The 21,960-nt window shown below is 63.4% G+C and carries 15 protein-coding genes and 2 pseudogenes; 6 read left to right on the top strand and 11 right to left on the bottom strand.

What is annotated here, in order from left to right; genetic code table 11:
- Nucleotides 1–167: 167 nt before the first annotated feature.
- Nucleotides 168–1,445, bottom strand: a complete 1,278-nt coding sequence (locus tag CSV86_RS13760) for a bifunctional O-acetylhomoserine aminocarboxypropyltransferase/cysteine synthase (protein WP_009408837.1) — start codon at nt 1,443–1,445, stop codon at nt 168–170.
- A gap of 524 nt (nt 1,446–1,969) precedes the next feature.
- On the opposite strand from CSV86_RS13760, the gene CSV86_RS13755 reads away from it, so the two are divergent.
- A complete protein-coding gene (locus CSV86_RS13755; RefSeq protein WP_009394276.1) occupies nt 1,970–3,433 on the top strand; it encodes a SulP family inorganic anion transporter in 1,464 nt (487 codons plus the stop codon).
- A gap of 124 nt (nt 3,434–3,557) precedes the next feature.
- On the top strand, nt 3,558–4,760 hold the full coding sequence (locus CSV86_RS13750; protein ID WP_009394275.1) for a delta-60 repeat domain-containing protein: 1,203 nt from the start codon (nt 3,558–3,560) through the stop codon (nt 4,758–4,760).
- Nucleotides 4,761–4,811: 51 nt separating this feature from the next.
- Here the strand turns inward: CSV86_RS13750 and fusA are convergent.
- From fusA to CSV86_RS13705, 9 genes and pseudogenes are all read right to left on the bottom strand, one after another.
- Nucleotides 4,812–6,916 (bottom strand): annotated as a pseudogene (fusA, locus tag CSV86_RS13745) (elongation factor G).
- A gap of 90 nt (nt 6,917–7,006) precedes the next feature.
- Entirely contained in the window at nt 7,007–7,990 is a 984-nt protein-coding gene (locus CSV86_RS13740) for a DUF6708 domain-containing protein (RefSeq protein WP_037058362.1), read from the bottom strand.
- Entirely contained in the window at nt 7,990–10,146 is a 2,157-nt protein-coding gene (locus CSV86_RS13735) for a T6SS effector BTH_I2691 family protein (protein ID WP_170394801.1), read from the bottom strand. Before CSV86_RS13735 ends, CSV86_RS13740 begins: the two co-directional genes overlap by 1 nt.
- A gap of 14 nt (nt 10,147–10,160) precedes the next feature.
- On the bottom strand, nt 10,161–10,550 hold the full coding sequence (locus tag CSV86_RS13730; protein WP_170394798.1) for a toxin VasX: 390 nt from the start codon (nt 10,548–10,550) through the stop codon (nt 10,161–10,163).
- Entirely contained in the window at nt 10,543–11,451 is a 909-nt protein-coding gene (locus tag CSV86_RS13725; RefSeq protein ID WP_009394268.1) for a DUF4123 domain-containing protein, read from the bottom strand. Before CSV86_RS13725 ends, CSV86_RS13730 begins: the two co-directional genes overlap by 8 nt.
- A pseudogene (locus CSV86_RS13720) lies at nt 11,448–13,411 on the bottom strand (type VI secretion system Vgr family protein). Before CSV86_RS13720 ends, CSV86_RS13725 begins: the two are co-directional and overlap by 4 nt.
- A 217-nt stretch (nt 13,412–13,628) precedes the next feature.
- Nucleotides 13,629–14,069, bottom strand: a complete 441-nt coding sequence (gene aroQ, locus CSV86_RS13715; protein WP_009394261.1) for a type II 3-dehydroquinate dehydratase — start codon at nt 14,067–14,069, stop codon at nt 13,629–13,631.
- Nucleotides 14,070–14,087: 18 nt separating this feature from the next.
- A complete protein-coding gene (locus CSV86_RS13710; RefSeq protein ID WP_009394259.1) occupies nt 14,088–15,464 on the bottom strand; it encodes an MFS transporter in 1,377 nt (458 codons plus the stop codon).
- Nucleotides 15,465–15,608: 144 nt separating this feature from the next.
- On the bottom strand, nt 15,609–16,661 hold the full coding sequence (locus tag CSV86_RS13705) for a Gfo/Idh/MocA family protein (protein ID WP_009394257.1): 1,053 nt from the start codon (nt 16,659–16,661) through the stop codon (nt 15,609–15,611).
- Nucleotides 16,662–16,751: 90 nt separating this feature from the next.
- Between CSV86_RS13705 and CSV86_RS13700 the strand changes: the two genes are divergently transcribed.
- Nucleotides 16,752–17,693, top strand: coding sequence for a LysR family transcriptional regulator (locus CSV86_RS13700; protein ID WP_009394255.1), 942 nt, complete (start codon nt 16,752–16,754; stop codon nt 17,691–17,693).
- On the opposite strand, the gene CSV86_RS13695 is transcribed toward CSV86_RS13700, so the two are convergent.
- Nucleotides 17,690–18,334: a TIGR04211 family SH3 domain-containing protein gene (locus CSV86_RS13695; protein WP_009394253.1), complete on the bottom strand. Its 645-nt coding sequence runs from the start codon at nt 18,332–18,334 to the stop codon at nt 17,690–17,692. The two genes, CSV86_RS13700 and CSV86_RS13695, sit on opposite strands and share 4 nt — an antisense overlap.
- 711 nt (nt 18,335–19,045) lie before the next feature.
- On the opposite strand from CSV86_RS13695, the gene CSV86_RS13690 reads away from it, so the two are divergent.
- The 3 genes from CSV86_RS13690 (at nt 19,046) to CSV86_RS13680 (ending at nt 21,821) form a co-directional block, all read left to right on the top strand.
- Nucleotides 19,046–19,543: a PaaI family thioesterase gene (locus tag CSV86_RS13690; RefSeq protein ID WP_009394249.1), complete on the top strand. Its 498-nt coding sequence runs from the start codon at nt 19,046–19,048 to the stop codon at nt 19,541–19,543.
- 228 nt (nt 19,544–19,771) lie between these two features.
- A complete protein-coding gene (locus CSV86_RS13685) occupies nt 19,772–21,274 on the top strand; it encodes an APC family permease (protein WP_009394247.1) in 1,503 nt (500 codons plus the stop codon).
- Nucleotides 21,234–21,821 (top strand): DUF3156 family protein, encoded by a 588-nt coding sequence (locus tag CSV86_RS13680; protein ID WP_009394245.1) that lies wholly within the window; start codon nt 21,234–21,236, stop codon nt 21,819–21,821. The genes CSV86_RS13685 and CSV86_RS13680 overlap by 41 nt, the downstream gene beginning before the upstream one ends.
- Nucleotides 21,822–21,960 lie beyond the last annotated feature (139 nt).

The following is a 21,960-nucleotide window of genomic DNA, read 5'->3' as shown; positions in this document are numbered from 1 at the left end:
TCTGCCATTACGGAAAATGTTGTCGGCATTGGCTGAAACGGTGAACCCCAATGAATCCGGGGGTTTCCCGGGCGTCTAAGGTATGTGCGCAAGGCAATTTGAAAGGGACCGCTCAAGCCCGCGCCCTCCATCGTTATCGGGTCGGGCGAGGCTGGCGGTTGCGGCGGTTATCCGCGGCTGGCGGCGAGGGCCTGTTCGAGGTCGGCGATGATGTCATCGCTGTGCTCGATGCCGATCGACAGGCGCACCATGTCGCGTGGCACTCCGGCTTTCTCCAGCTCTTCGTCGTTGAGCTGGCGGTGGGTGGTGGAGGCGGGGTGGCAGGCCAGGGACTTGGCGTCGCCGATGTTGACCAGGCGTACCACCAGCTTCAGGGCATCGATGAACCGCGCCCCGGCTTGCTGGCCGCCCTTGATGCCGAACGAGAGGATCGACGCCGGCTTGCCCTGGGTGTAGCGCCGGGCCAGTTCGTGCTCGGGGTGATCCGGCAGGCCGGCGTATTTGACCCAGGCCACCTGCTCGTGGGTTTGCAGGTAGCGGGCGACCTTGAGGGCATTTTCGGTATGCCGTTCCATGCGCAGCGCCAGGGTTTCCAGGCCTTGCAGGATCAGGAAGGCGTTGAACGGCGACAGCGCCGCGCCGGTGTTGCGCAGCGGCACCACCCGGCAACGGCCGATGAACGCCGCTGGGCCGAAGGCCTCGGTGTAGGTCACGCCGTGGTAGGACGGATCGGGGGTGTTGAGCAGGGCGAAGCGTTCCTTGTTCTCGGCCCAGGGGAACGTGCCCGAGTCGATGACGATGCCGCCGATGCTGGTGCCATGGCCGCCGATGTATTTGGTCAGCGAATGCACGACGATATCGGCGCCGTGTTCGAACGGCCGGCAGAGGATCGGCGTGGCCACGGTGTTGTCGACGATCAGCGGCACGCCATGGCGGTGCGCGGCGTCGGCCAGGGCCTGCAGGTCGACGATATTGCCCGCCGGGTTGCCGATGGTCTCGCAGAACACCGCCTTGGTGCGCTCGTCGATCAGCGCTTCGAGGGCGGCGATATCGTCGTGCGGGGCGAAGCGGGTCTGGATGCCGATACGTGGCAGGGTATGGGCCAGCAGGTTATAGGTACCGCCATACAGCTTGGCCACGGAAACGATATTGTCGCCGACTTCGGCGATGGTCTGGATCGCATAGGTGATCGCCGCCATGCCCGAGGCCACCGCCAGCGCCCCGACCCCGCCCTCGAGCGCGGCCATGCGTTGTTCCAGCACATCGTTTGTGGGGTTCATGATCCGCGAATAGATATTGCCGGCAACCTTCAGGTCGAACAGGTCGGCGCCATGCTGGGTATCGTCGAAGGCGAAGGAGGTGGTCTGGTAGATCGGCACGGCCACCGCCCTGGTGGTCGGGTCCGGGCTGAAGCCCGCGTGGATGGCCAGGGTTTCCAGCTTCATGCAGTCGTTCCTTGAAAGGGTTGGAGAGGCGGAGCATGGGGCGGGGGCGAGCGGGTGGTCAATAGCCATAGTGGTTATAAGGAAATAGCCGGAGCACCGGAGAACCCTGCTGGCTTGCCAGCGATTGGTCCGTCCGGACACCATCATTGCCTATGCCGGCCTCATCGCCGGCAACGCCGGCTCCCCCAGGATCCTGAGTCAACCACAGGATTTGTGTTCAGCACTGACCCTGTGGGAGCTGGCTTGCCAGCGATGAGGCCGGCACTGACAAAGATGCTGCCAGGTCGGGCCCTATCGCTGGCAAGCCAGCTCCCACAAGTTCAGTGCCACATCCAAATCGTGCGGCTGACTCAGGGCCCTGTGGGAGCCGGCGTTGCCGGCGATGAGGCCGGCATGAGCAATGATGCTGTCAGGTCAGGCCCCTATCGCTGGCAAGCCCCACAGGGTTTTGTGTCGGCCATGGCGAATCCGGTAAGCTTGCTAACGATTTTTCCCCGCCTGGCTTGCCCTCACGGAATTCCCCGATGTCCCATACCCACACCCGAAACCGGGCCCTGCGCGTGCGCAGCGATGTCCTCGCCGGTCTGACCACGTCGTTCGCCTTGGTGCCGGAGTGCATCGCCTTCGCCCTGGTCGCGCACCTCAATCCGCTGATGGGCCTGTACGGCGCCTTCATCATCTGCACCCTGACGGCCTTGTTCGGCGGCCGCCCGGGAATGATTTCCGGCGCGGCCGGCTCCATGGCCGTGGTGATCGTCGCCCTGGTGGTGCAGCAGGGCGTGCAGTACCTGCTGGCCACGGTGCTGCTGGGCGGGCTGCTGATGATGCTGTTCGGCCTGCTGCGCCTGGGCAAGCTGGTGCGCCTGGTGCCGTATCCGGTGATGCTCGGCTTCGTCAACGGCCTGGCCATCGTGATCGCCATGGCCCAGCTGGAACATTTCAAGGATGGCGAGCACTGGCTGCAAGGCCCGGCGTTGTGGCTGATGCTTGGCTTGGTGGGCCTGACCATGCTGGTGGTCCATACCCTGCCGAAACTGACCCGCGCAGTGCCGCCCGCGCTGGTGGCGATCCTCGGTGTCGGCATGCTGGTCTGGCTGCTCGATCTGCCAACCCGTACCCTTGGCGACATGGCCCATATCGCCGGCGGCCTGCCGTCCCTGGCCTTGCCACAAGTACCGTGGAACCTGGAAACCCTGCGCATCATCGCCCCCTACGCGGTGCTGATGGCCCTGGTCGGCCTCCTGGAAACCCTGCTGACCCTCAACCTCACCGACGAAATCACCGAGAGCCGCGGCCACCCCGACCGCGAATGCGTGGCCCTTGGCGCGGCCAACATGGTTTCAGGGCTGTGTGGCGGCATGGGCGGTTGCGCGATGATCGGGCAGACCGTCATCAACCTCGGCTCCAACGGGCGCGGACGCCTGTCCGGAGTCGTGGCGGGGGTGATGATCCTGTTGTTCGTGTTGTTCCTCTCGCCGCTGATCGAGGAGATCCCGCTGGCGGCGCTGGTCGGGGTGATGTTCGTGGTCGCCCAGCAGACCTTCGCCTGGGCCTCGCTGCGGGTATTGCGCAAGGTGCCGGCCAGCGATGTGCTGGCCATCGTCGCGGTGACCGTGGTCACGGTGTTCACCGACCTGGCCACGGCGGTGCTGTTCGGCATCGTCATCGCCGCGATCAACTTCGCCTGGCAGCACGCCCGCGAGCTGTATGCCGACATCCATGACGAAGCGGACGGCAGCCGGCTGTACCGGGTGCATGGAACGTTGTTCTTCGCCTCGTCTACACCGTTTCTCGACCAGTTCGACCCAGCCAATGATCCGGCGCAGGTAACGCTGGACTGCCGGCACCTGAGCTTCGTCGATTACTCGGCCATCGCGGCGTTGAAGACCTTGCGCGAGCGGTATGAGAAGGCGGGGAAGCACCTGCGGGTGGTGCATCTGTCGGAGCGTTGCAAGCAGTTGCTCAAGCGCGCCAGCGTGGAGCACTGATACGCGCGCACCTGGTATTTCTGTCAGGTGCGTGCGCTAGTCGACAAGGATTGAATAGGTTCACGGATGAGGCCCGGCAGGGCGGCGGTCCATCCGACACCCTCAGTGTCGATGGAGATGAGCAATGAACGTACAAACCCGGCCGTCCACGGCCAAGCTGGATGCTTCGTTCGGTAATGGCGGCACGCTGCGCTTTGAGTTGCCAGGGCAGGACTATGTCGCCCGAGCCATCCTGGGCCCGGCCAAGGAAATCGTCGCCATCGGCGTCGGTTCGCTCAAGCCCAATGCCCTGACCCTGGCGCGCTTCACTGCCAATGGCGTCCTCGATGCGACGTTTGCCGACAAGGGCGTGGCGGTCCGCGAGCTGTTTGCGGGGTTCGAGGTATCCGTGGCGGATTGCGTCCAGTTGCCCGACACGCGCCTGGTCGCACTTGGCGCGCGGCGCCCGCCGAATGACCGCAATGCTGATGAAGAGTTTTTTCTCGCCTGTTTCCTGGCCGACGGGCGCCTCGACAGCAGCTTCGGCAGCGGCGGCACGGTGCTCTTCGCACCGCTGGTGAGAAGCCGCTTCGCCCGTGCGCTGCTGGTGCAGAAGGACGGCAACCTGATCGCCGTGTGCGAGGGTGTAGCCATAGGGCTGGACCGCAGCGGCGCGGTGCGGATCAGCAGTACGGGGCAACTGGACAAGACCTTTGGCAGGCGCGGTGTGCTGGGGTTCGGCGAGCACACCAGCCTGCATGCCGCTGCTCGTCAGGAGGATGGTCGTCTGCTGTTCGGTGGTAGCTGCATGTCGCAGGCCAGCGTGGAGCGTTTCTACGACACGGCAGCACCTGATCTTTCCTTGGCCATGACCTCTTTCGTCAGCCTGCCGCTGGGTTCGCTGAAGGACATGTGTATCGAGCGCCTGCTGGAGCAGCCCGACGGGCGGATTGTTGCGCTTGGACAAGGCAGCGATGCAGACTTCGCCGACCGCGGGTTCCTGGCCAGGCTCCTGCTCAATGGCAGTGTCGACAGCGCCTTCAATGGGGGCAGGCCTGTCGAACTGGGTGAGACCACACCACGAGACATGCTGCTCGACGCTGCTGGCCGTATTCTCACCCTGGAACTGGACAGCCGCACGCAGCAATTGATCGTCAGACGTGTCACGGCAAGCGGCAGCCTGGATAGCTCGTTCGGCGTGGCCAGTGCCGGCCTGGATGGCGGCTTCGTCGAGGACGGGCAACCTCGCTTGTTGGCCCAGTCCGCCGACAAGGTGCTGGCCACGGCGACCGTGCGTGACGCCAGCAAGCAGCGGGCTGGCCTGACGGTCACCCGATTGCTGGTCTGAAGGCCGGGCGGCGATGGCCGGTTGTCCGTACCATCGCCGCTGCCGGGTTCATCATCCCTGCTTCTTGATGATCACATCGGCAATGCTCGCCGGTGCTTCCGCATAGCGAGTGAACTCCATCGAATAGCTGGCCCGGCCCTGGGTCATCGAGCGCATCTCGGTGGAGTAGCCGAACATTTCGCCCAGCGGCACTTCGGCCCGCACCACCTTGCCCGCCGGGGTGTCCTCGCTGCCCTGGATCAAGCCGCGACGGCGGCTCAGGTCGCCCATGATGTCGCCCATGAATTCCTCGGGCGTCACCACTTCCACCTTCATCACCGGCTCCAGCAGCACCGCGCCGCCTTTTTGCGCCAGTTGCTTGGTGGCCATGGACGCGGCGATCTTGAACGCCATCTCGTTGGAGTCGACGTCGTGGTACGAGCCGTCGAATACCGCGGCCTTGAGGCTGATCAGCGGATAGCCGGCAACCACGCCGTTCTGCATCTGTTCCTCGATGCCTTTCTGGATGGCCGGGATGTACTCGCGCGGCACCACGCCGCCGACGATCTCGTTGAGGAATTCCAGGCCTTCCTTGCCTTCGTCACCCGGCGCGAAGCGGATCCAGCAGTGGCCGTACTGGCCGCGCCCGCCGGATTGGCGGACGAACCTGCCTTCGATCTCGCAGGTGTTGCGGATCTTCTCGCGGTACGCCACCTGGGGTTTGCCGATATTGGCCTCGACCCCGAACTCGCGGCGCATGCGGTCGACGATGATGTCCAGGTGCAGTTCGCCCATGCCGGAGATGATGGTCTGCCCGGTTTCCTCGTCGGTCTTGACCCGGAACGACGGGTCTTCCTGGGCCAGCTTGCCGAGGGCGATGCCCATTTTTTCCTGGTCGGCCTTGGTCTTGGGTTCTACCGCCACCGAGATCACCGGGTCGGGGAAGTCCATGCGTTCGAGGATGATCGGCTTGTTGATATCGCACAGGGTGTCGCCGGTGGTCACGTCCTTCATGCCGATCAGCGCGGCAATGTCCCCGGCGCACACCGCCTTGATCTCGGCGCGCTGGTTGGCGTGCATCTGCACCATGCGGCCGACCCGTTCCTTCTTGCCCTTGACCGAGTTGAGCACGGCGTCGCCGGAACTGAGCACGCCGGAATAAACCCGGGCGAAAGTTAGGGTCCCGACGAAGGGATCGGTGGCGATCTTGAAGGCCAGGGCCGAGAACGGCTCGTTGTCGTCGGCGTGGCGCTCCAGGTGCCGGTCCTCGTGGTCCGGGTCGGTGCCGTTGATCGCCGGGATCTCCGAGGGGCGGGGAGGTAGTCGATCACGGCATCGAGCATCAGCGGCACGCCCTTGTTCTTGAACGACGAGCCGAGGATCGCCGGAACGATCTCGTTGGCCAGGGTGCGCTGGCGCAGGCCGGCCTTGATCTGCTCGTTGCTCAGTTCGATGCCGTCCAGATAGAGGGTCATGAACTCGTCGTTGGCCTCGGCGGCGGCTTCGATCATATGCGCGCGCCATTCCCGGGCTTGCTCCAGCAGTTCGGCGGGGATGTCTTCCTCGCGGTAGCTGGTGCCCTGGTCGTCCTCGTTCCAGTAGATGGCCTTCATCTTCACCAGGTCGATCTGCCCGGCGAAGTGTTCCTCGGCGCCAATCGCCAGCTGGATCGGCACCGGGTGATGGCCGAGGCGCTGGTCGATCTGCTTGACCACGCGCAGGAAGTCGGCGCCCTGACGGTCCATCTTGTTCACGTAGGCCAGGCGCGGCACATGGTACTTGTTGGCCTGGCGCCACACCGTTTCGGACTGCGGCTCGACGCCATCGGCGCCGCTGAACACCACCACCGCGCCGTCGAGCACGCGCAGGGAGCGTTCCACCTCGATGGTGAAGTCCACGTGGCCGGGGGTGTCGATGATATTGAAGCGGTACTTGTCGGCGAACTGCTTGGTCGAGCCCTGCCAGAAGGCCGTGGTCGCCGCCGAGGTGATGGTGATGCCGCGTTCCTGTTCCTGGGCCATCCAGTCCATGGTCGCGGCGCCGTCGTGGACCTCGCCCATCTTATGGTTGACCCCGGTGTAGAACAGGATGCGCTCGGTAGTGGTGGTCTTGCCGGCATCGACGTGGGCGACGATGCCGATATTGCGGTACAGCTCGATGGGAGTGGTGCGCGCCATGAGGGGTCACCTGTGCTGCGTGGGGGTGGAGTGGTATTTCCACGGTAGCAGAGGCTAGGGGGATTGCCGGATCGCCGGACAGATGATCGATCAACGCCCGGCTTCTTCGATGACCTTCGGAAACCTTGGCTCATAGCAAAGCAGGAGTGATAACCAGTGGCCGGTGGCGTGGATCAGGATAACGGGCCATAGCAGCAAGTTGAGCAACACGAATACCCGTAGTTCGCTCTGGCGGAAGAAGCTGGTGTCCAATCCCCAGGCGGCCTTGAGCGAAAGCCAGGGCCAGGGGAATTTGCAGATGAGTTTCTTTGGGGCTGGCGCGGCGGCGGGGCCGTCTTCCATGTAGCGGCGGATGTATTCCCAGAACGCCAGCAGTTCACTGGCGTTGCGGGTGGGTTTGCCGATGAAGGTGACTTCGATGTTATCGGTGGGGGTGCCCTGCAGATCCACGCCATCGCCTTTGTCCCAGACCAGGATGACGAAGCCGCCGGTACCTTCGAGTTCGCTCATTTTCTTGTCGATAAGGATCTCGGTCTTGTCCCAGTCCATGATCCGGATGCCGCCCAGGTGCTTGGGACGGAGGAGGTAGACTTTTCGGGTGATGCGGTTGAATCGGACGATGATGCGGCGGGCGGTCAATGATTCTAATCGAAAAAATTTAATCGAAAATTTGAGGAAGAAATATAATGCGATGTTTGCAGTCAATGGAGCAAAAGTTAGCCCAAATATGTAGAACTCCCAGCTTGTGCCTCTATCAGTGGCCATGAAATCACTGACAGCGAACCAGATCGTAGCCATGCCTGCCCAAGCAAGCATGCCCCCCAATATAAGGAAGAAAAAAGTAATCAAGCCTCGTTTTTCATCGCTCGGGGTTCGGAGGTCAATGTAGAAATCGTTATGCTCATAAAGTGAGCAGTTGTTAGAGGGGTTATTTGAGACAGGCTCTCTGACATCCGCTGGAGTATGAAGTTCGGCTTGCCCTTGCTGACGTATTCGGGCTTTGTATTCTTCAGTAGCTTCTTCGTAACTCAGCTGTTTTTTAGACCATTCAAATCCTCGTTCCAGAAAATACATTAGCGCGGGCTCTTCAGTGCATTTTGCATGATTTCGATTTCTTTAACTTCCGTTTCTGCCACTCCGTTTCTACGCTCTTTGCGGAATGTGCTGTGGTCCAGATAACGCTGCAGAGGAGTTGGTAGCAGGAACATCTCTATCAGAACCAGCGCCAATATCACAAGATTCGCACTTAAAAACAGACGAAGCATTGGTACCATTCGAGCAGCCATTGCGGCCGATCCCTGCATCCCAAAGATCATGGCCTTTCCAATAACGGTACGCGTTCCATACTTTTTCACCAAGTATTCAAAGTATGGCGTCGCATACGCCAGCCCAACTGCAATTGACAATGTCGCCGCGCCTGTTTGAGCTGTTGCGCGAAGAAGATAAATGTATGCCGAGGAGTATCGCTCCAAACGCCACTGTTCCATAAAGTCAGCGTAGTCGTAGTACGCCCCTACGGCCCCGGCAGTTGCTGCCAGAACCCCCGCCCCCAACCTCAAGCCACCCCCAAACACCTTGGCCCCTTGCTGAACCGCAGCGCTCCCGCTCAGCGAACCAAACGCCACCGCCGCCGCGCCGATTTCGACACCAGCAGCCGTCACCGCCAGTATCGCGGCTACCAACTCGGCATATTGCCTGCTGCCTTTGTCCTCGACCGCCAGCTTGTTGAGCAGATTCCAGACATCCAGCACCGCCAGGACCCCGCCAAGCCGCATTTCTACCATCGGCCCGTGGCGCCCTCCTCGAAGCGCGTCGTCGAAGCTACGTTGCGCAGCTCGATCGATGCGCGCAGACGCGCCGCGACCGAGGGGTTTCCCGCCACGCATTTCGAGCTGGATGTTCTGTGCATAGCGCCCCAGTTCCGCCTGCAGCACCGCTGCCGCCACCTTGTTGACGGGCTTGTCCAGAAGGGTCGCAGGCTGGTTCTGGAGCAGGGAGTTGCCAAGGGTATTGATCAGCATGGCCCCGCCCACCAGGTAGCTGGACGGTGGTCCGCCCGTGCCCGCGGCCAGCTCGTCCATGAAGGCATGGGCGCGGTCGTAGACAACGGCCAGCTTCTTCAGGCGGTCCTGCAGGGCGACAGGGTCGATGTTCTCCAGCGTGTTGCGCTCCTGGTACAACGCAGCCACTTCATTTTCGGCCGCCTGCTGGTTCTGCGCCAGCGACCGCCAGTACAGGTTGTCCCGGGAGACACCGGCCTCGCGCCAGCGCTCCAGCAACGCCTGGCCAGCTTCGGTGGCATTCATTCCGGCGATGGCCTTGCCCATCTGGTCTTCGAACAACAGCGCTTGTTCCGTGTCATCACGGTCGAACACTTCGAGGGCATCGAGCAACTGTTCGCTCTGCAGCCAGAGCAGGTGATCCGCCGTGCGTGCATTGCGAGCCGCATCGGCCTTGGCAACCTCGGCTTGATAGTGCTTGAGGAAATCCTGGCGCCTTTGCTCGTCGATATAGGGCGCGTACTTGTCCCAACTGCTGGCGCGTGCGGCCTTGATCGCGGCGTCCTGTACCTGCCGTTGCTGGGTCGGATTGCGGAAGCTCTGGTAGTTGCCGGAGGATTGCACTACTGCATACCTGTTGCCCGCCTGGTACTCCGGGTCGGTGTAACGCACGCCGATAGTGTTCTGATGATTGCGATAGCTGGCCTCGGCCTCGTCCTCCACCAGCTTCCTGATGTTGTCGATAGCGAAGGCGATGGTGAACTTGCGCTGGTTGTCGACCTTTTCTTCATCCTCTTTGGCCATGAAGGTGTCGAGTGAGTCGCTGCTCGCGTTACGCCAGGCATTGAGCTCCTGAACCATGCCGAGGGCATCATTCAGGACGATGGCGACTCCGCCTTGAGTGTCACGTCCGGCAGCAGGCCGCATTTCTGCGGAGACTGCCTGCCGGGGTGGCGGGAAGGGCAGGAAGGCCTGTGTCTTGAGGTGCTCCTTGAGCGTGGGCTTGCTGTCTGCCGCGAAGTCCGTGATCAGGTCGAGGGCATTGCGGGTGAGCACGTTGGGCATGATGGGTGGTTCTGCCGAGAGCAGTCCGGCGATATCCACCGAGGTCATGGTGTCGCGGTACTTGGCAAGCTGGCGGAACCTGTCACGCACTGTCTGGGTGAGGGGCGCCGGGCTGTAGAGAAAGCGCAGGTCATCGATGCCGTCCATGTCGTGCAGCCGCAGCATCCAGGTTGGGGCCTTCACTGCGCCTGGGCCAAAGGTCGGAGCCGGTTGGCCCAGGGTCGGTCGGGGTCAATGAAGTCGAGTACGCCGATAGCCGAGACGCGGTACTGGCTATGCCAGGCGTAGGCTGCTTCCTTGCGCTTGATGAGGACATAGAGGAATCCCTCGCGCAGAGGGCGCAGGGCATAGGCGGACTCGCTGAGCCGACCGACCTTTGTCGGGCGGCTCAGGTGCGGCGGCAGGAAGGGCAGTTGTCCCTTCTGGCTCGCGCTGCCGCCCACTGCGCCATAGCGCAGCGGGAGGAAAGAGAAGGTGCGCGTGCAGGTGGTGGCCGAGCCCTGTACCTGACCTTGCAACCATGTACGCATTAGCTCGCAGAGTTCGAAGGTTTTTTCCAGGTTAGACATGGTGGGGGCTCGTCAGCATTGTCGGAGTAATGTGCCGTTTCAGCGCCTGGGCGAGGGGTTGCTTGCCTTCAAGAGCGTCTTTCAGTGCGGCCTGTAATGGAAGGCCACCGCGCAAGGCCCGGTCATGCAAGGCCATGAGCAGGGCGTAGTCGCTCTGGTCTGCTTGCTGCCTGAAACCCATTCGACGCGCCTCGGCCAGCAGCCTGCGAACTTGTGCCAGACGCTTGCCATGGCAGCCCTCGGTGGCCGGCGTTACCTGCAGCTGGTCGATCAGATCGACCAGCCGGTAGCTGAGCCTGTCACCCGTCAGGTCATCCCAACAGAGCTGGTCAAGGTAGATCGGCGGAACGCCGCAGTAGTCCGCCCGGTCCTTGCCGGCATAGCGTCGCCAGCCTTTTTCTCCATCATCTAGGTCAGACTCGGGCTCCCTGAGCCACCATGAGTGGATTGGGGCAAGCAGGTGCACGATGCCAGGCAGGTCCTGGCGGGAATGCAGAACGGGAAAGGCTTTCTCGCTGTAGAAGCGCAGCAGGTGGGTGCGTCCGTCCGGGCCTCGGGCAATGGCGGCCTCGCCGAGGTGGAAAGCGAGCCTGGAGGGTTCCAGGGCACTTATCAGCCAACTGCTCGGTGCATCGCCTGCCACGTTGCTCAGGTCATGATGGAATTCGTACTGGCCTTGCAGGCCGGTGCGCTCCCCGGAGCAGAACAACCAGGGACCGATGTCCCGAAGATTGGCAAAGTGGTCCTGTTGCAGGATCGGATAGCCGGCGTTGCCGAATGTATCGAAAACCTGGCGACGCTCGGGAGGCGACAGGCGAGCCATTTCCACGATGGCTGTCAGGCGATGGTCTGGCAGCGGCCTGAGTTGCTCCACCAGTAGACGTTCGAAGGGTGTCATCATGCCGCAGGTGCTCCTTCCATCGGGATCAGGTTGTTCCCCTCGGCGATAGCCTTGAGCAGACATCCCACACACACGGGTTCGCTCACGTCCGCCACGCCGGACATGGCGATACTGTTGCTGTTTCCTCGTGGGTCGACCGTCAGTGGCCCTCGCTGCTGGAGCGTGATGCCATCCAGGGTGATACCCGCAGCGTCGATACGCAGTGAGCCCCCGGCCCCTTGATGTTCAGCGCGTCGGCGCAATGGATTTCGAAGACCTTGGTGTGCTGGACGATGCGCTGGCCTGCGTGCAGGCTGACTGCTCCTTGTACGTTTTGTTCCATATGCCCTCCGATCTCCACCCGATGATTGGCGGCGGTCGTGTCACGGCGGTTTCCGCGAACCTCTTCGCTGCGGTCCCTGCCGATGGTGATGGTATGGTTGCGATCGATGACCAGTTCGTCGTTGTTGCCGATCTCATGCCGCCGGTTCTGCCCGATGAGCAGTGTTTCGTCATTGCCCACCGTGTCCTTGCGGTCGTGGCCAACGGTAAGGCTCTCGTCGTTGTCCACCCGCTCGCTGCGGTCGTGCCCGACGTGGGTAGGGCGGGCGCTGAAGTGCCGTCACGCACCGACCGGTGATCACGGGCTGGTCGGCATCCCCGTTCTGATAGCTGACGATCACGCCCTGACCGATGCGCGGTATCGCCATATGCCCCACAGCGCACCAGCGATGTTCTGCGAAACCTGGATCCAGCAGGAGCTGTGTTCGTCGTTCTTGCCCAACCGGTCCCACGGGAACTGCACCTTCACCCGGCCGTATTCATCGCAATGGATTTCCTCACCCTGCGGCCCCACCACCGTGGCCATCTGAGGGCCGTCGATACGAGGTTTGGGCAGCGGCTCGGGGCGCCATTCGGCATCGTGTGGCACCAGGGTGGCGATGCAGTTGTAGTGGGTGCCGCAGTCGGCTTCGGCACTTTCCTCGGCCTGGCTGACGTACTGCTTGCCGTGGTGCTCCAGGTGCACCGGGCGCCAGCCGCGGTTCAATTCCTCGCGAGGATGGCCGACCAGGTCGAAGAACAGGCCCGGCACCAACCGAGCGTCGTCGCCCTCGGCAATGACCTGGCAGGCGTCACCGCGCAGGCCGAGCAGGCGGCTGCGGCTGAAGGCCTCGCCGGGCTTTTCTCCGCGGTAGCGACCGGGGTAGTCGTAGCGTTCGTAGCTGTCCGCCTGGTGCTTGAGGTCGGTGGCCGTGTACGTGCTCTGTTCAGTGTATTTCGGGTTCTTGAAGCTGTAGTCGCGCTGCACCTGGCGGGCGCTGCGCACGTTCTCGGTGTAGGTGAAGCGGTGCAGCGCCGGGCCCGGGCGGTCGGCGCCGGGCTTGGGGTTGTATTCCACCGGCGGGCCGGGCTGCTTGCCGAAGATCCACAGGTAGTCGCAATGGATCAGGCGATGCCCTTCCTCGCTGTGCAGGAAACCGTAGAAAAAGCCTTCCTCGCGCATGATGCGTTCGACGAAGTGATAGTCGGTGTCGCCGGCCTGGACGCAGTACTCGCGCACAGTGTGGGCCTTGGCCGCGCGCAGTTCGTAGTCGAGGGTGAGGGCGTGCTTCTTCAGCATCACGTTGGCGATGTCGGGCACGCTGAGGGTCTGGAAGATGCGCCAGTCCGAACACAGCTGCAGGCGGGCCAGGCGGGGTTCGACGAGCGCACGGTAGCGGGTGTGGCGAAAGCCGGTCTCACCTTGCTGGAAGCCGCTGACCGAACCGTGGACGTAGCGTACGGGCTGGCCGCCCTGCCAGAGGGTGAACAGCGCGGGGCGGTCGAGGATCTCGCCGAACTTCACGGCGGCATCGGTGCTGCTCAGGTCGACTTCGAGGCGAAAGGTTTCGGAAAGGGCCTCGGTGAGGTGGAACTCGACGACTTCGAATTCACCGGCTGCTGCGGTGAAGGTGAAGCGCAGATCGGATTGAACGGCCATGGCGGATGTCCCGGGGAACGAATTCCCCGGAATCCTGACTGCCGGTCAACCAGTGGTATATAGGAAAACTCCCAAGAAGCCGCTTGAAATGTCTGAACGTCCAAGCACCGGAAAGCAGCTCAAGTGCGAAGTGTGTCAGGAGCCGATAGATGACTCCAGCCCACCGCCGACGAAGCCCGGGCGCAGGGGGCCGTACGGATCGGCGAGGACTTTCACATTAGGCTCCCTGCAGTTGCCGGGCGAAGTGATCGACCGCCAGCACATAGCCGTGGGTGCCGAAACCGGCCAGCACCGATTGCGCCACCAGCGATACATAGGAGTGATGGCGGAAGGCTTCGCGGCGATGCACGTTGGAGATATGCACCTCGATCACCGGCACTTCGGCGGCGATCAGGGCATCGTGGATGGCCACCGAGGTGTGGGTCCAGGCACCCGGGTTGATGACGATACCGGCGACCCGGCCACGGGCCTGGTGGATCCAGTCGATCATCTGGCCCTCATGGTTGGTCTGCTGGAATTCGATGGCCAGGTCGTGCCGGGCGCCGGCGGCGCGGCACAGGGCTTCCACATCGGCGAGGGTCTCGCGGCCATACACTTCGGGCTGGCGCAGGCCGAGCATGTTGAGGTTGGGGCCGTTGAGGACGAGTACGGTTTTCATGGGCAAAAGGTTCCTTGGTCAGGCGTTGCTGCGCAGGGCCTTGGCCCGTTGCGCGTCGTAGGTGGTCTTGTCGAGGGCCACGGCGTCGGGCTTGCCGAGCTGGTCCAGCGGGGTGCGGTAGGTTTCCGGGGCGCTCCAGGCGGCGATCGCCGAAATGGCGGTGACCACGCAGGTGATCGCGCCGATCAGTAGCGGCACGTTGTCCGAACCCGGCGGAGCCACGGCGGTGAACAGCGCCGGCAACAGGGCGGTGATCATGTAGCCGATGTTCTGGGCCACGGCCATCGCCGAGACCCGGTAGTGGGTCTGGAACTGCTCGGGGAAGAAGCTCGGGAAGATCGCGTTGTAGCCCTGGTAGATCGTGCCCCACATCAGCAGCGAGGCGGCGAAGGCCAACGGTACGCTATGGATGCTGATGGCGTACAGGTAGAGGAACGACATCAGGCCGCAACCGATCGCCGCGCCGATGATCAGCGGGCGCCGGCCGATACGGTCGGACAGGTTGCCGACGAAGGGGATGACCAGCACCGCGACGATATTGCCGACCACAGGGATCCATAGGTACACGCTCTTGTCGAAACCGATGCCATAGGCCGGTTGAACCGCGTACGCAGCGCCAAAGATGGTGGTGACCACCGGGATCACGTTCATCAGCGACACGCCGAACACCACCAGCATGCCGTGCCAACTGTACTTGAAGGCTTCGCGGATCGGCGAGCGGGTGCGGGCGACCTTTTCGACCTTCTGCACGAAGGCCTCCGGTTCCTTGACCTCGCGGCGGATGATGAAGGCGGCGATCAGTACCACGGCGCTGAGCAGGAAGGGAATGCGCCAGCCCCAACTGTTGAAGGCGTCTTCCGGCATGAAGTAGGCCAGGGGCAGGAAGATCGCCGCCGCCAGCACCTGGCCGGCCTGCACGCCTTGCAGGGTGAAACTGGCGAAGAAGCCGCGGCGTCCCGGTGGCGCGTGTTCGAGGATCATCGAGCTGGCCCCGGCGATTTCGCCGGCCACGGCGAAGCCCTGGATCAGGCGCAGCACCACCAGCAGGGCCGGAGCCCAGTAGCCGATCTGGTTGAAGGTTGGCAGCAGGCCGACGGCGAAGGTGGCGATGCCCATCAGGAACATGCACAGCAGCAGCACGTTCTTGCGCCCGCGGGTGTCGCCCCAGTGGCCGAGCACGAAAGCGCCGACCGGGCGGGCCAGGTAACCGACGCCGTAGGTGGCCAGGGAGGCGATGATCGCCAGTTTCGGGTCGCCAGCGGGGAAGAAGATCTGCGGGAAGATCAGCGCAGCGGCCTGGGCGTAGATGAAGAAATCGTAGTATTCGAGGGCGGAACCGACCCAGCCGCTGGCGGTGGCCTTGCGGGTTTGCCGGTTGTTGTCGTGTGTGGCCATGGTGTTCACTCTTGTTGTTTTTATGGTGTTCTCGAGGGCCTCATCGCTGCGGTGCGGCGGTCCGACAAGCCAGCTCCCACAGGTCCAGCGGTGCACTCGATACCTGTGGGAGCTGGCTTGCCAGCGATAAGGCCCGAAAGGTCTCTACAACTCTTCGGTCGAAACGATCTGCCCGGTCCGCGCCGCCTCGCTGATCGCATCGACGATCTGCAGGTTGCGCAGTCCATCCCTCACACTGACCAGCGGCTGCGCTTCACCGCGGATCACCTGGCAGAAGTGCGCCAGTTGACGCGCTAGCGGATCGGCTTCCTGCAACTGCGCTACCGCCGTCTCGAACGGCTTCCACCACGAGCGATCCTCGCGTTTACCGTAGTACTTCAGACGCATGGTCGGGATCGACAGCGAACCCTGGGTGCCGGCCAGCACGTAGCAGTCCTCGTCGGCATAACTCGGGTAGTCATGGTTTTCCCGCGCGGTCTGTTCCCAACTGCGGGCACAGGCGGCGGTATCGGAAAGCATGAAGGTGCCCAGCGCGCCACTGGCGAAGCGCAGGCTGATGGACACCGTGTCCTCCACGGCGAAACCACGGGTGGCGCTGGACGCCTGGGCCTGTACCGCGACGATCTCGCCGCACAGCGAACGCAGGTTGCCGATTTCATGGATCATGTTGATCAGCACCGGTCCGCCACCGGCCTCGCGGCGCCAGGGGGCGGCGTCGAAGTAGTCGTCGGGCTTGTAGAACAGCGCGCTGCCCATCACCGCCACCAGGTTGCCCAGCACGCCCTCGGCGATCACCTCCCGGGCCTTTTCCAGGATCGCGCTATGGGCACGGTGATGGCCGACCAGCAACCTGGCCCCGGCCTGTTCGGCAATGGCCAGCAGGCGCTTGCCTTCGTCCAGGGTGTGGGCGACCGGTTTCTCGATCAGCGCCGGCACGCCACGGGCGACGCAGGCCAGGGCGCCTTCGACATGCAGCTGGTTGGGCGTGGCGAGAATCACGCCATCGGGTCGTTCGCTGGCGAGCAGGCTGTCGAGATCGGCGAACAGCGGCACGCCGAGGCCTTCGGCATAGGCGGCGGTAGCCGGCAGCGGATCGACGATGGCGGCCAGTTCGCACTCGCTGCTGGCCTGGATCAGTTCGATATGGCGGCGGCCGATCAGCCCGGCGCCGGCCACGGCAATGCGGATCTTCTTCATGGGTCTCTCTTGTTTTTTTTAATCCTGCTTCAAGGCAAAGCAGGTTATGTGAGAGCCTAAATAAAAAGTCCCAGGAGATAATCGGGCGCAATGAAGAATCAGAATGTGCTCACAGCGAATAATGAGCCCTTGCTGCGTGACCTCCAGCTGTTCTGCGAAGTGGCCCGGCGCTCGAGCTTCATCGCCGCCGCCAGCGAGACCGGCCTGTCGCCGGCGCATGTGAGCAAGCGCATCGCCACGCTCGAGGAACAGCTCGGGGTCAAGCTGTTCAACCGCACCACGCGGCGGGTGAATATCACCAGCGATGGCGAGGCCGCCTTCGTCTGGGCGCAGAAGATCCTCGAAGACGTGGGGGCGATGGTGGATGCGCTGTCCGGCGGCCAGCGCGAGCCGCAGGGGACATTGCGGCTGTGCACCAGCCTGCGCCTGGGCCGGGAACATATTGCGCCGATTCTCTCGCTACTGCGCCGCCAGTATCCGGCGCTGGAGGTGTGGGTTGAACTGCTGGATCGCCGGGTCGACCTGATCGCTGACAATTTCGATATCGATATTCGCGTCGGCGAGGTCCAGGAAAAGCACCTGATTGCCCACCGCATCGCCGAAAGCACCCGGGTGCTGGCGGCGGCCCCGGAGTATCTGGAGCAGCGCGGGGTGCCCAAGGTGGCGGCGGACCTGGCCCAGCACGACTGCCTGTTGTTTCGCAGCCGCGACGACCGTTTCGGGGTCTGGCGCCTGGTCGGCCCCAACGGCGCGGAAACGGTCAAGGTCACCGGGCCCATGGCGTCCAATCACAGCGATATCGTGCGCCAGTGGGCCCATGATGGCCACGGCATCATCATGGCTTCGCAGTGGGACATCGCCAACAGCCTGGCCAGCGGCGCACTGGTGCAGGTGCTGCCGGCCTGGTACCAGCCGGCCGATATCTGGGCGGTGACGGCGGTACGCTCGTCTGCCTCGGCGAAGGTGCGGGCGTGCGTGGCATTCTTGCGCGAGCAGCTTGCCAGCGGGCCCTATGCACTTACCCGCGATTAGGCCCAGCCGCTGTTGCGCTTGCGGCTGCGGGTCAGCGCCGGGAGGATCAGCCCGGCGAGCAGGCCCGCCCCGGCGATGCCGCCGCCGTACACCATGTAACGCATCATCACCTGCTTGTTCTCGTCGCCAAGACGGGCCTGGGTATCACGCAGCTGCGACTGGGCCTGGGTGAGCTCTTCGCTGAGGGACTGGTTGCGTGCCTGGAGCTCGTCCACCAGTTGCTTGCGCGAGTCCATGGTTTCCTGCATGCCCTGGACGCGGTTCTTCCAGCTGTCATCGATGGTTTTCAGTTCCTGCTCGAGCTGGGCGACCCGCTCGGTCAGTTGCGGCAGGCGCTCGGCCTGGCCGGGCACGTTTTGCAGATCGCTGCTGGCAATCCACACAGTATCGCCGGACTCGCCACGGACCTGGCTGTAGTTGCCCTGGCTGCCGAGCAGCTTGACCTTCTGCCCGGACTTGAGAGTGCCGACCAGTCGGTGGCCGTCGGTGGGGCCGCTGCGTACGTAGGTGCTGAGACTGTCGCTGACCCAGCGGTCGTCGCTGGCAGGTTCTTCGGCATGGGCGAGGGTGTTCAGCAGCAGGCCGGCGAACACTGCGGGAAGCACGGCGGAGCGTGCGCGGAGAGGGCGAAGCAGGCGCATGGTTATCTTCCCCGAGAAGAAAAAATGAAAACCGCCGACCGGCATGCCTGCCGCCAGCGCAACGAAAAAAGGGGATAACCGATGGACGTCCCCGGGGCTTGTCAGTCAGGGAGTGCCGCGACAAGCCACCGCGAGAAGACAGTTTTTATCGCGTCAGGTTCACTGGCCGGCCTGCCATTGGGCGAACCGTTGGTCGAGGCGCGGCGCGAGCAGGTCGTAGTGTTCCCAACTGGCGCCGGGCTCGTCGATGCCGACGATGCCGAGCAACTGAGTCAGGTCGTCGGGCAGGGACGGGCCTTGCGGCCAAGGTAGTGGGCAGCGAAGGCATTGCCCTGGCGGTTGAGGTCTTCGTCCACCAGCAGGCTGTCGCAGCACAACTGGAAGAAGCGGGCGGGGTCAGCAGGCGTTCGGCGAGGGCCTGGATCTCGGCGTCGTAATCGGCCTTGAAGTCGCGGCTGAGCAGGTCGCGGTTGGCGCTCCAGGCCAGGAACAGCCCGGTGTAGGGGGCGTGGCGTGGGGAACCGTCATCGGCATAATGCCAGCTGGCATCTTGAGCAATCATCGCAGCAGTCCTTGTTCTGATGTGGGGCCTTGCTGGGCGCCTAGCTTACTCCTTCCTGGCATGGCGGGTAGCCATATGAGACTTAATGACGCATCGGCGCTTGCAGCGTTAACATCTGAACTTTCCAACAAAAACAAATCTGGAAACAAATGAACAACCCAGCACCCTCCCTCCAGGACCTGGCAGCGCCGGACGGCGTCTGCTATGGCTGCGGCTCGGCCCACCCGAGCGGCCTGCATCTGAAAAGCCATTGGGCCGATGATGGCGTCCATGTGGTCTGCACCCATTCTCCCGACAGCACCTTCTGCGGCTGGCCCGGCCTGGTCTATGGCGGGCTGCTGGCGATGCTGGTGGATTGCCACTCGAACTGGACGGCAATGGCGTATCACTACCGCGCCCAAGGGCGCGAGCCAGGGTCGTTGCCGCGCATCGACTGCGTCACTGGGCACCTGGGGCTGACCTACCTGAAGCCGACGCCGATGGGCGTGGAGCTGACCTTGAAGGCACGGGTCGAAGGCGAGCCGGGGCGCAAGACCCGGGTGATCTGCGAGGTGTGGGCGGGGGATGTACTGACGGTGACGGCGGACTCGGTGTTCGTGCAGGTGGATACCGAGCGGTTGAAGCAGAAGGCGCATGGGCAAGGTTGATGTGTAGTTCCTGAGGGCCTCATCGCTGGCAAGCCAGCTCCCACAGTGACCGCATGCACCTCAAACCCTGTGGGAGCTGGCTTGCCAGCGATGAGGCCAGTACAGGCAACCTCCCTCTCAAGGCCTGGCAGCCAGCAACAAAACCCCCGGCAGCCTGGGGCAAGACGTGCAATGGAGTGCGGCGCAGAGTGACGCACAACCATAACAACGGCACTTGAGGTCTTCACCATGTCGCTCAACGACACGCTCAGCGCGCACCTGAACCGGGGCACGATCGGGTTTCCCACCGCCCTGGCCAGCACCATCGGCCTGATCATGGCCAGCCCTGTCATCCTGACCGCGACCATGGGCTTCGGCATCGGCGGCAGCGCCTTCGCCATGGCGATGCTGATCGCGGTGCTGTTGATGCTGGCGCAATCGACCACCTTCGCCGAAGCCGCAGCGATCCTGCCGACCACCGGTTCGGTCTATGACTACATCAACTGCGGCATGGGCCGTTTCTTCGCCATCACCGGCACCCTCTCGGCGTACCTGATCGTGCATGTCTTCGCCGGTACCGCCGAGACCATCCTCGCCGGGGTCATGGCCCTGGTGAACTTCGAACACCTCAACACCCTGGCCGAGTCCGCCGGTGGCTCCTGGCTGCTGGGGGTCGGCTTCGTGGTGGTCTTTGCGATCCTCAATGCCTTCGGCGTCAGTGCCTTCGGCAAGGCGGAAATCATCCTCACCTTCGGCATGTGGACCACCCTGATGGTGTTCGGCGTGCTTGGCCTGGTCGCTGCCCCGGCGGTGCAACTGGATGGCTGGTTCGGCGAGTCCATGGTCGGGACCGACCTGGTCACCGTGCTGTCCCTGGTGGGCATGGCCATGTTCATGTTCGTCGGCTGCGAGTTCGTCACCCCGCTGGCCCCGGACCTGCGCCGTTCGGCGCGGACCATGCCGCGGGCCATGGCCCTCGGCCTGCTGGGCGTGGCCAGCTGCATGTTCATCTACGGTGCGGCCATGAAGCGCCAGGTGGAGAACGTGGTGCTCGACGCCGCTTCCGGCGTGCATCTTCTCGACACGCCGATGGCCATCCCGAAATTCGCCGAGCAGGTGATGGGTAACATCGGCCCGCTGTGGCTGGGCATCGGCTTCCTGTTCGCCGGGGCCGCGACCATCAATACCCTGATGGCCGGCGTGCCGCGCATCCTCTATGGCATGGCCGTGGACGGCGCGCTGCCCAGGGTCTTCACCTACCTGCACCCGCGTTTCAAGACCCCGCTGCTGTGCATCCTGGTGGCGATGCTGATTCCCTGCCTGCACGCCCTGTACCTGGGCGGCAACACCGACAACATCATGCACCTGGTGCTGGCGGCGGTCTGCGCCTGGAGCACCGCGTACCTGCTGGTGACCCTGTCGGTGGTGATCCTGCGCATCCGCCGCCCGGACCTGCCGCGTGCCTACCGCTCGCCGCTGTTCCCGCTGCCGCAGATCCTGTCGAGCGTCGGTATTGTCCTGGGCATGTGGTTCATCACCCCGCCGGGCATGAATCCTGCGGACGTCTATGTGCCGTTTGCCTGGATGCTCGGGGGCACCGCGGCCTATGCGCTGTTCTGGACGCTGGTGGTGCAGCGGGTCAATCCGTTCAAGCCGGCCTCGGTCGAGGACGTCCTGGCGAAGGAGTTTGCCAACGAACCTGGAGTCCATCATGGCAGCCACTACGCCGAACCTCTGGCAAAAACTGTTTGACCGTGCACCCTCGGGCTATCGCCCGGGGGTGACTCTGGAGCATTTGCGGCGCAATCTCGGCCTGGCCGGGTGCCAGGTACTTGAGCCCGGCCGGGCATGTTTCAGCCTGGCGGACGGGGTGACGTTCGAGGTGCACGAGCGCACCGAATCGCAGTTGCTCATGCACATCGTGGTCTGCGAGTTTCGTTTGCAGTGCAGTGCCGCATCCGGGGGCAGTGCGACCCTGGAATTGCACCACACTGGCGCGATTCGTCGCAGCGGTCTGGGCTGGAAGCAGAAGGGCGGTGAGGCGGGGTTGATGGAGACCCTGCGCCAGCGCCTGGAGCAGGACCGGACGCTGTACCAGGCGCTGATGCCACTGGATTTCAAACGCCTGCGCCTGGAGCGTGCCGACGGGCAGTGGACGGTGGTCCTGGAGCATATGGGCGGTAGTGAAGTGGTCAACCGGATGCCGGCGTTTCGGCGGTATATCCGCGTTGATTCGCAGCAGAGGGAGTTGTTGCTGACTGCGTTGATTGGTTTCAGGAGAGTGCTGGAAGACCACTGATCCGAAACCGGTGCAAAACTCTGTGGGAGCTGGCAAGCCAGCTCCCACAAGGTGTGTGTAAGCCAACCTACCGAAAGGTTGGCACTCAATATGCTTCCACACAGGTGCTTACAGAATTGTTGCGTGCATATAGATAACA

The organism is Pseudomonas bharatica CSV86, assembly GCF_000319305.2.
GTDB lineage: Bacteria > Pseudomonadota > Gammaproteobacteria > Pseudomonadales > Pseudomonadaceae > Aquipseudomonas > Aquipseudomonas bharatica.
The sequence above is the reverse complement of the archived record's forward strand: the minus strand, read 5'-3'. Positions and strand labels throughout refer to the sequence as shown.

Coding starts and splice junctions, on each gene's coding strand:
- CSV86_RS13760 (WP_009408837.1), bottom strand. CDS start 1,445: ATGAAGCTGGAAACCCTGGCCATCCACGCGGGCTTCAGCCCGGACCCG.
- CSV86_RS13755 (WP_009394276.1), top strand. CDS start 1,970: ATGTCCCATACCCACACCCGAAACCGGGCCCTGCGCGTGCGCAGCGAT.
- CSV86_RS13750 (WP_009394275.1), top strand. CDS start 3,558: ATGAACGTACAAACCCGGCCGTCCACGGCCAAGCTGGATGCTTCGTTC.
- CSV86_RS13740 (WP_037058362.1), bottom strand. CDS start 7,990: ATGTATTTTCTGGAACGAGGATTTGAATGGTCTAAAAAACAGCTGAGT.
- CSV86_RS13735 (WP_170394801.1), bottom strand. CDS start 10,146: ATGCTGCGGCTGCACGACATGGACGGCATCGATGACCTGCGCTTTCTC.
- CSV86_RS13730 (WP_170394798.1), bottom strand. CDS start 10,550: ATGTCTAACCTGGAAAAAACCTTCGAACTCTGCGAGCTAATGCGTACA.
- CSV86_RS13725 (WP_009394268.1), bottom strand. CDS start 11,451: ATGATGACACCCTTCGAACGTCTACTGGTGGAGCAACTCAGGCCGCTG.
- aroQ (WP_009394261.1), bottom strand. CDS start 14,069: ATGAAAACCGTACTCGTCCTCAACGGCCCCAACCTCAACATGCTCGGC.
- CSV86_RS13710 (WP_009394259.1), bottom strand. CDS start 15,464: ATGGCCACACACGACAACAACCGGCAAACCCGCAAGGCCACCGCCAGC.
- CSV86_RS13705 (WP_009394257.1), bottom strand. CDS start 16,661: ATGAAGAAGATCCGCATTGCCGTGGCCGGCGCCGGGCTGATCGGCCGC.
- CSV86_RS13700 (WP_009394255.1), top strand. CDS start 16,752: ATGAAGAATCAGAATGTGCTCACAGCGAATAATGAGCCCTTGCTGCGT.
- CSV86_RS13695 (WP_009394253.1), bottom strand. CDS start 18,334: ATGCGCCTGCTTCGCCCTCTCCGCGCACGCTCCGCCGTGCTTCCCGCA.
- CSV86_RS13690 (WP_009394249.1), top strand. CDS start 19,046: ATGAACAACCCAGCACCCTCCCTCCAGGACCTGGCAGCGCCGGACGGC.
- CSV86_RS13685 (WP_009394247.1), top strand. CDS start 19,772: ATGTCGCTCAACGACACGCTCAGCGCGCACCTGAACCGGGGCACGATC.
- CSV86_RS13680 (WP_009394245.1), top strand. CDS start 21,234: ATGGCAGCCACTACGCCGAACCTCTGGCAAAAACTGTTTGACCGTGCA.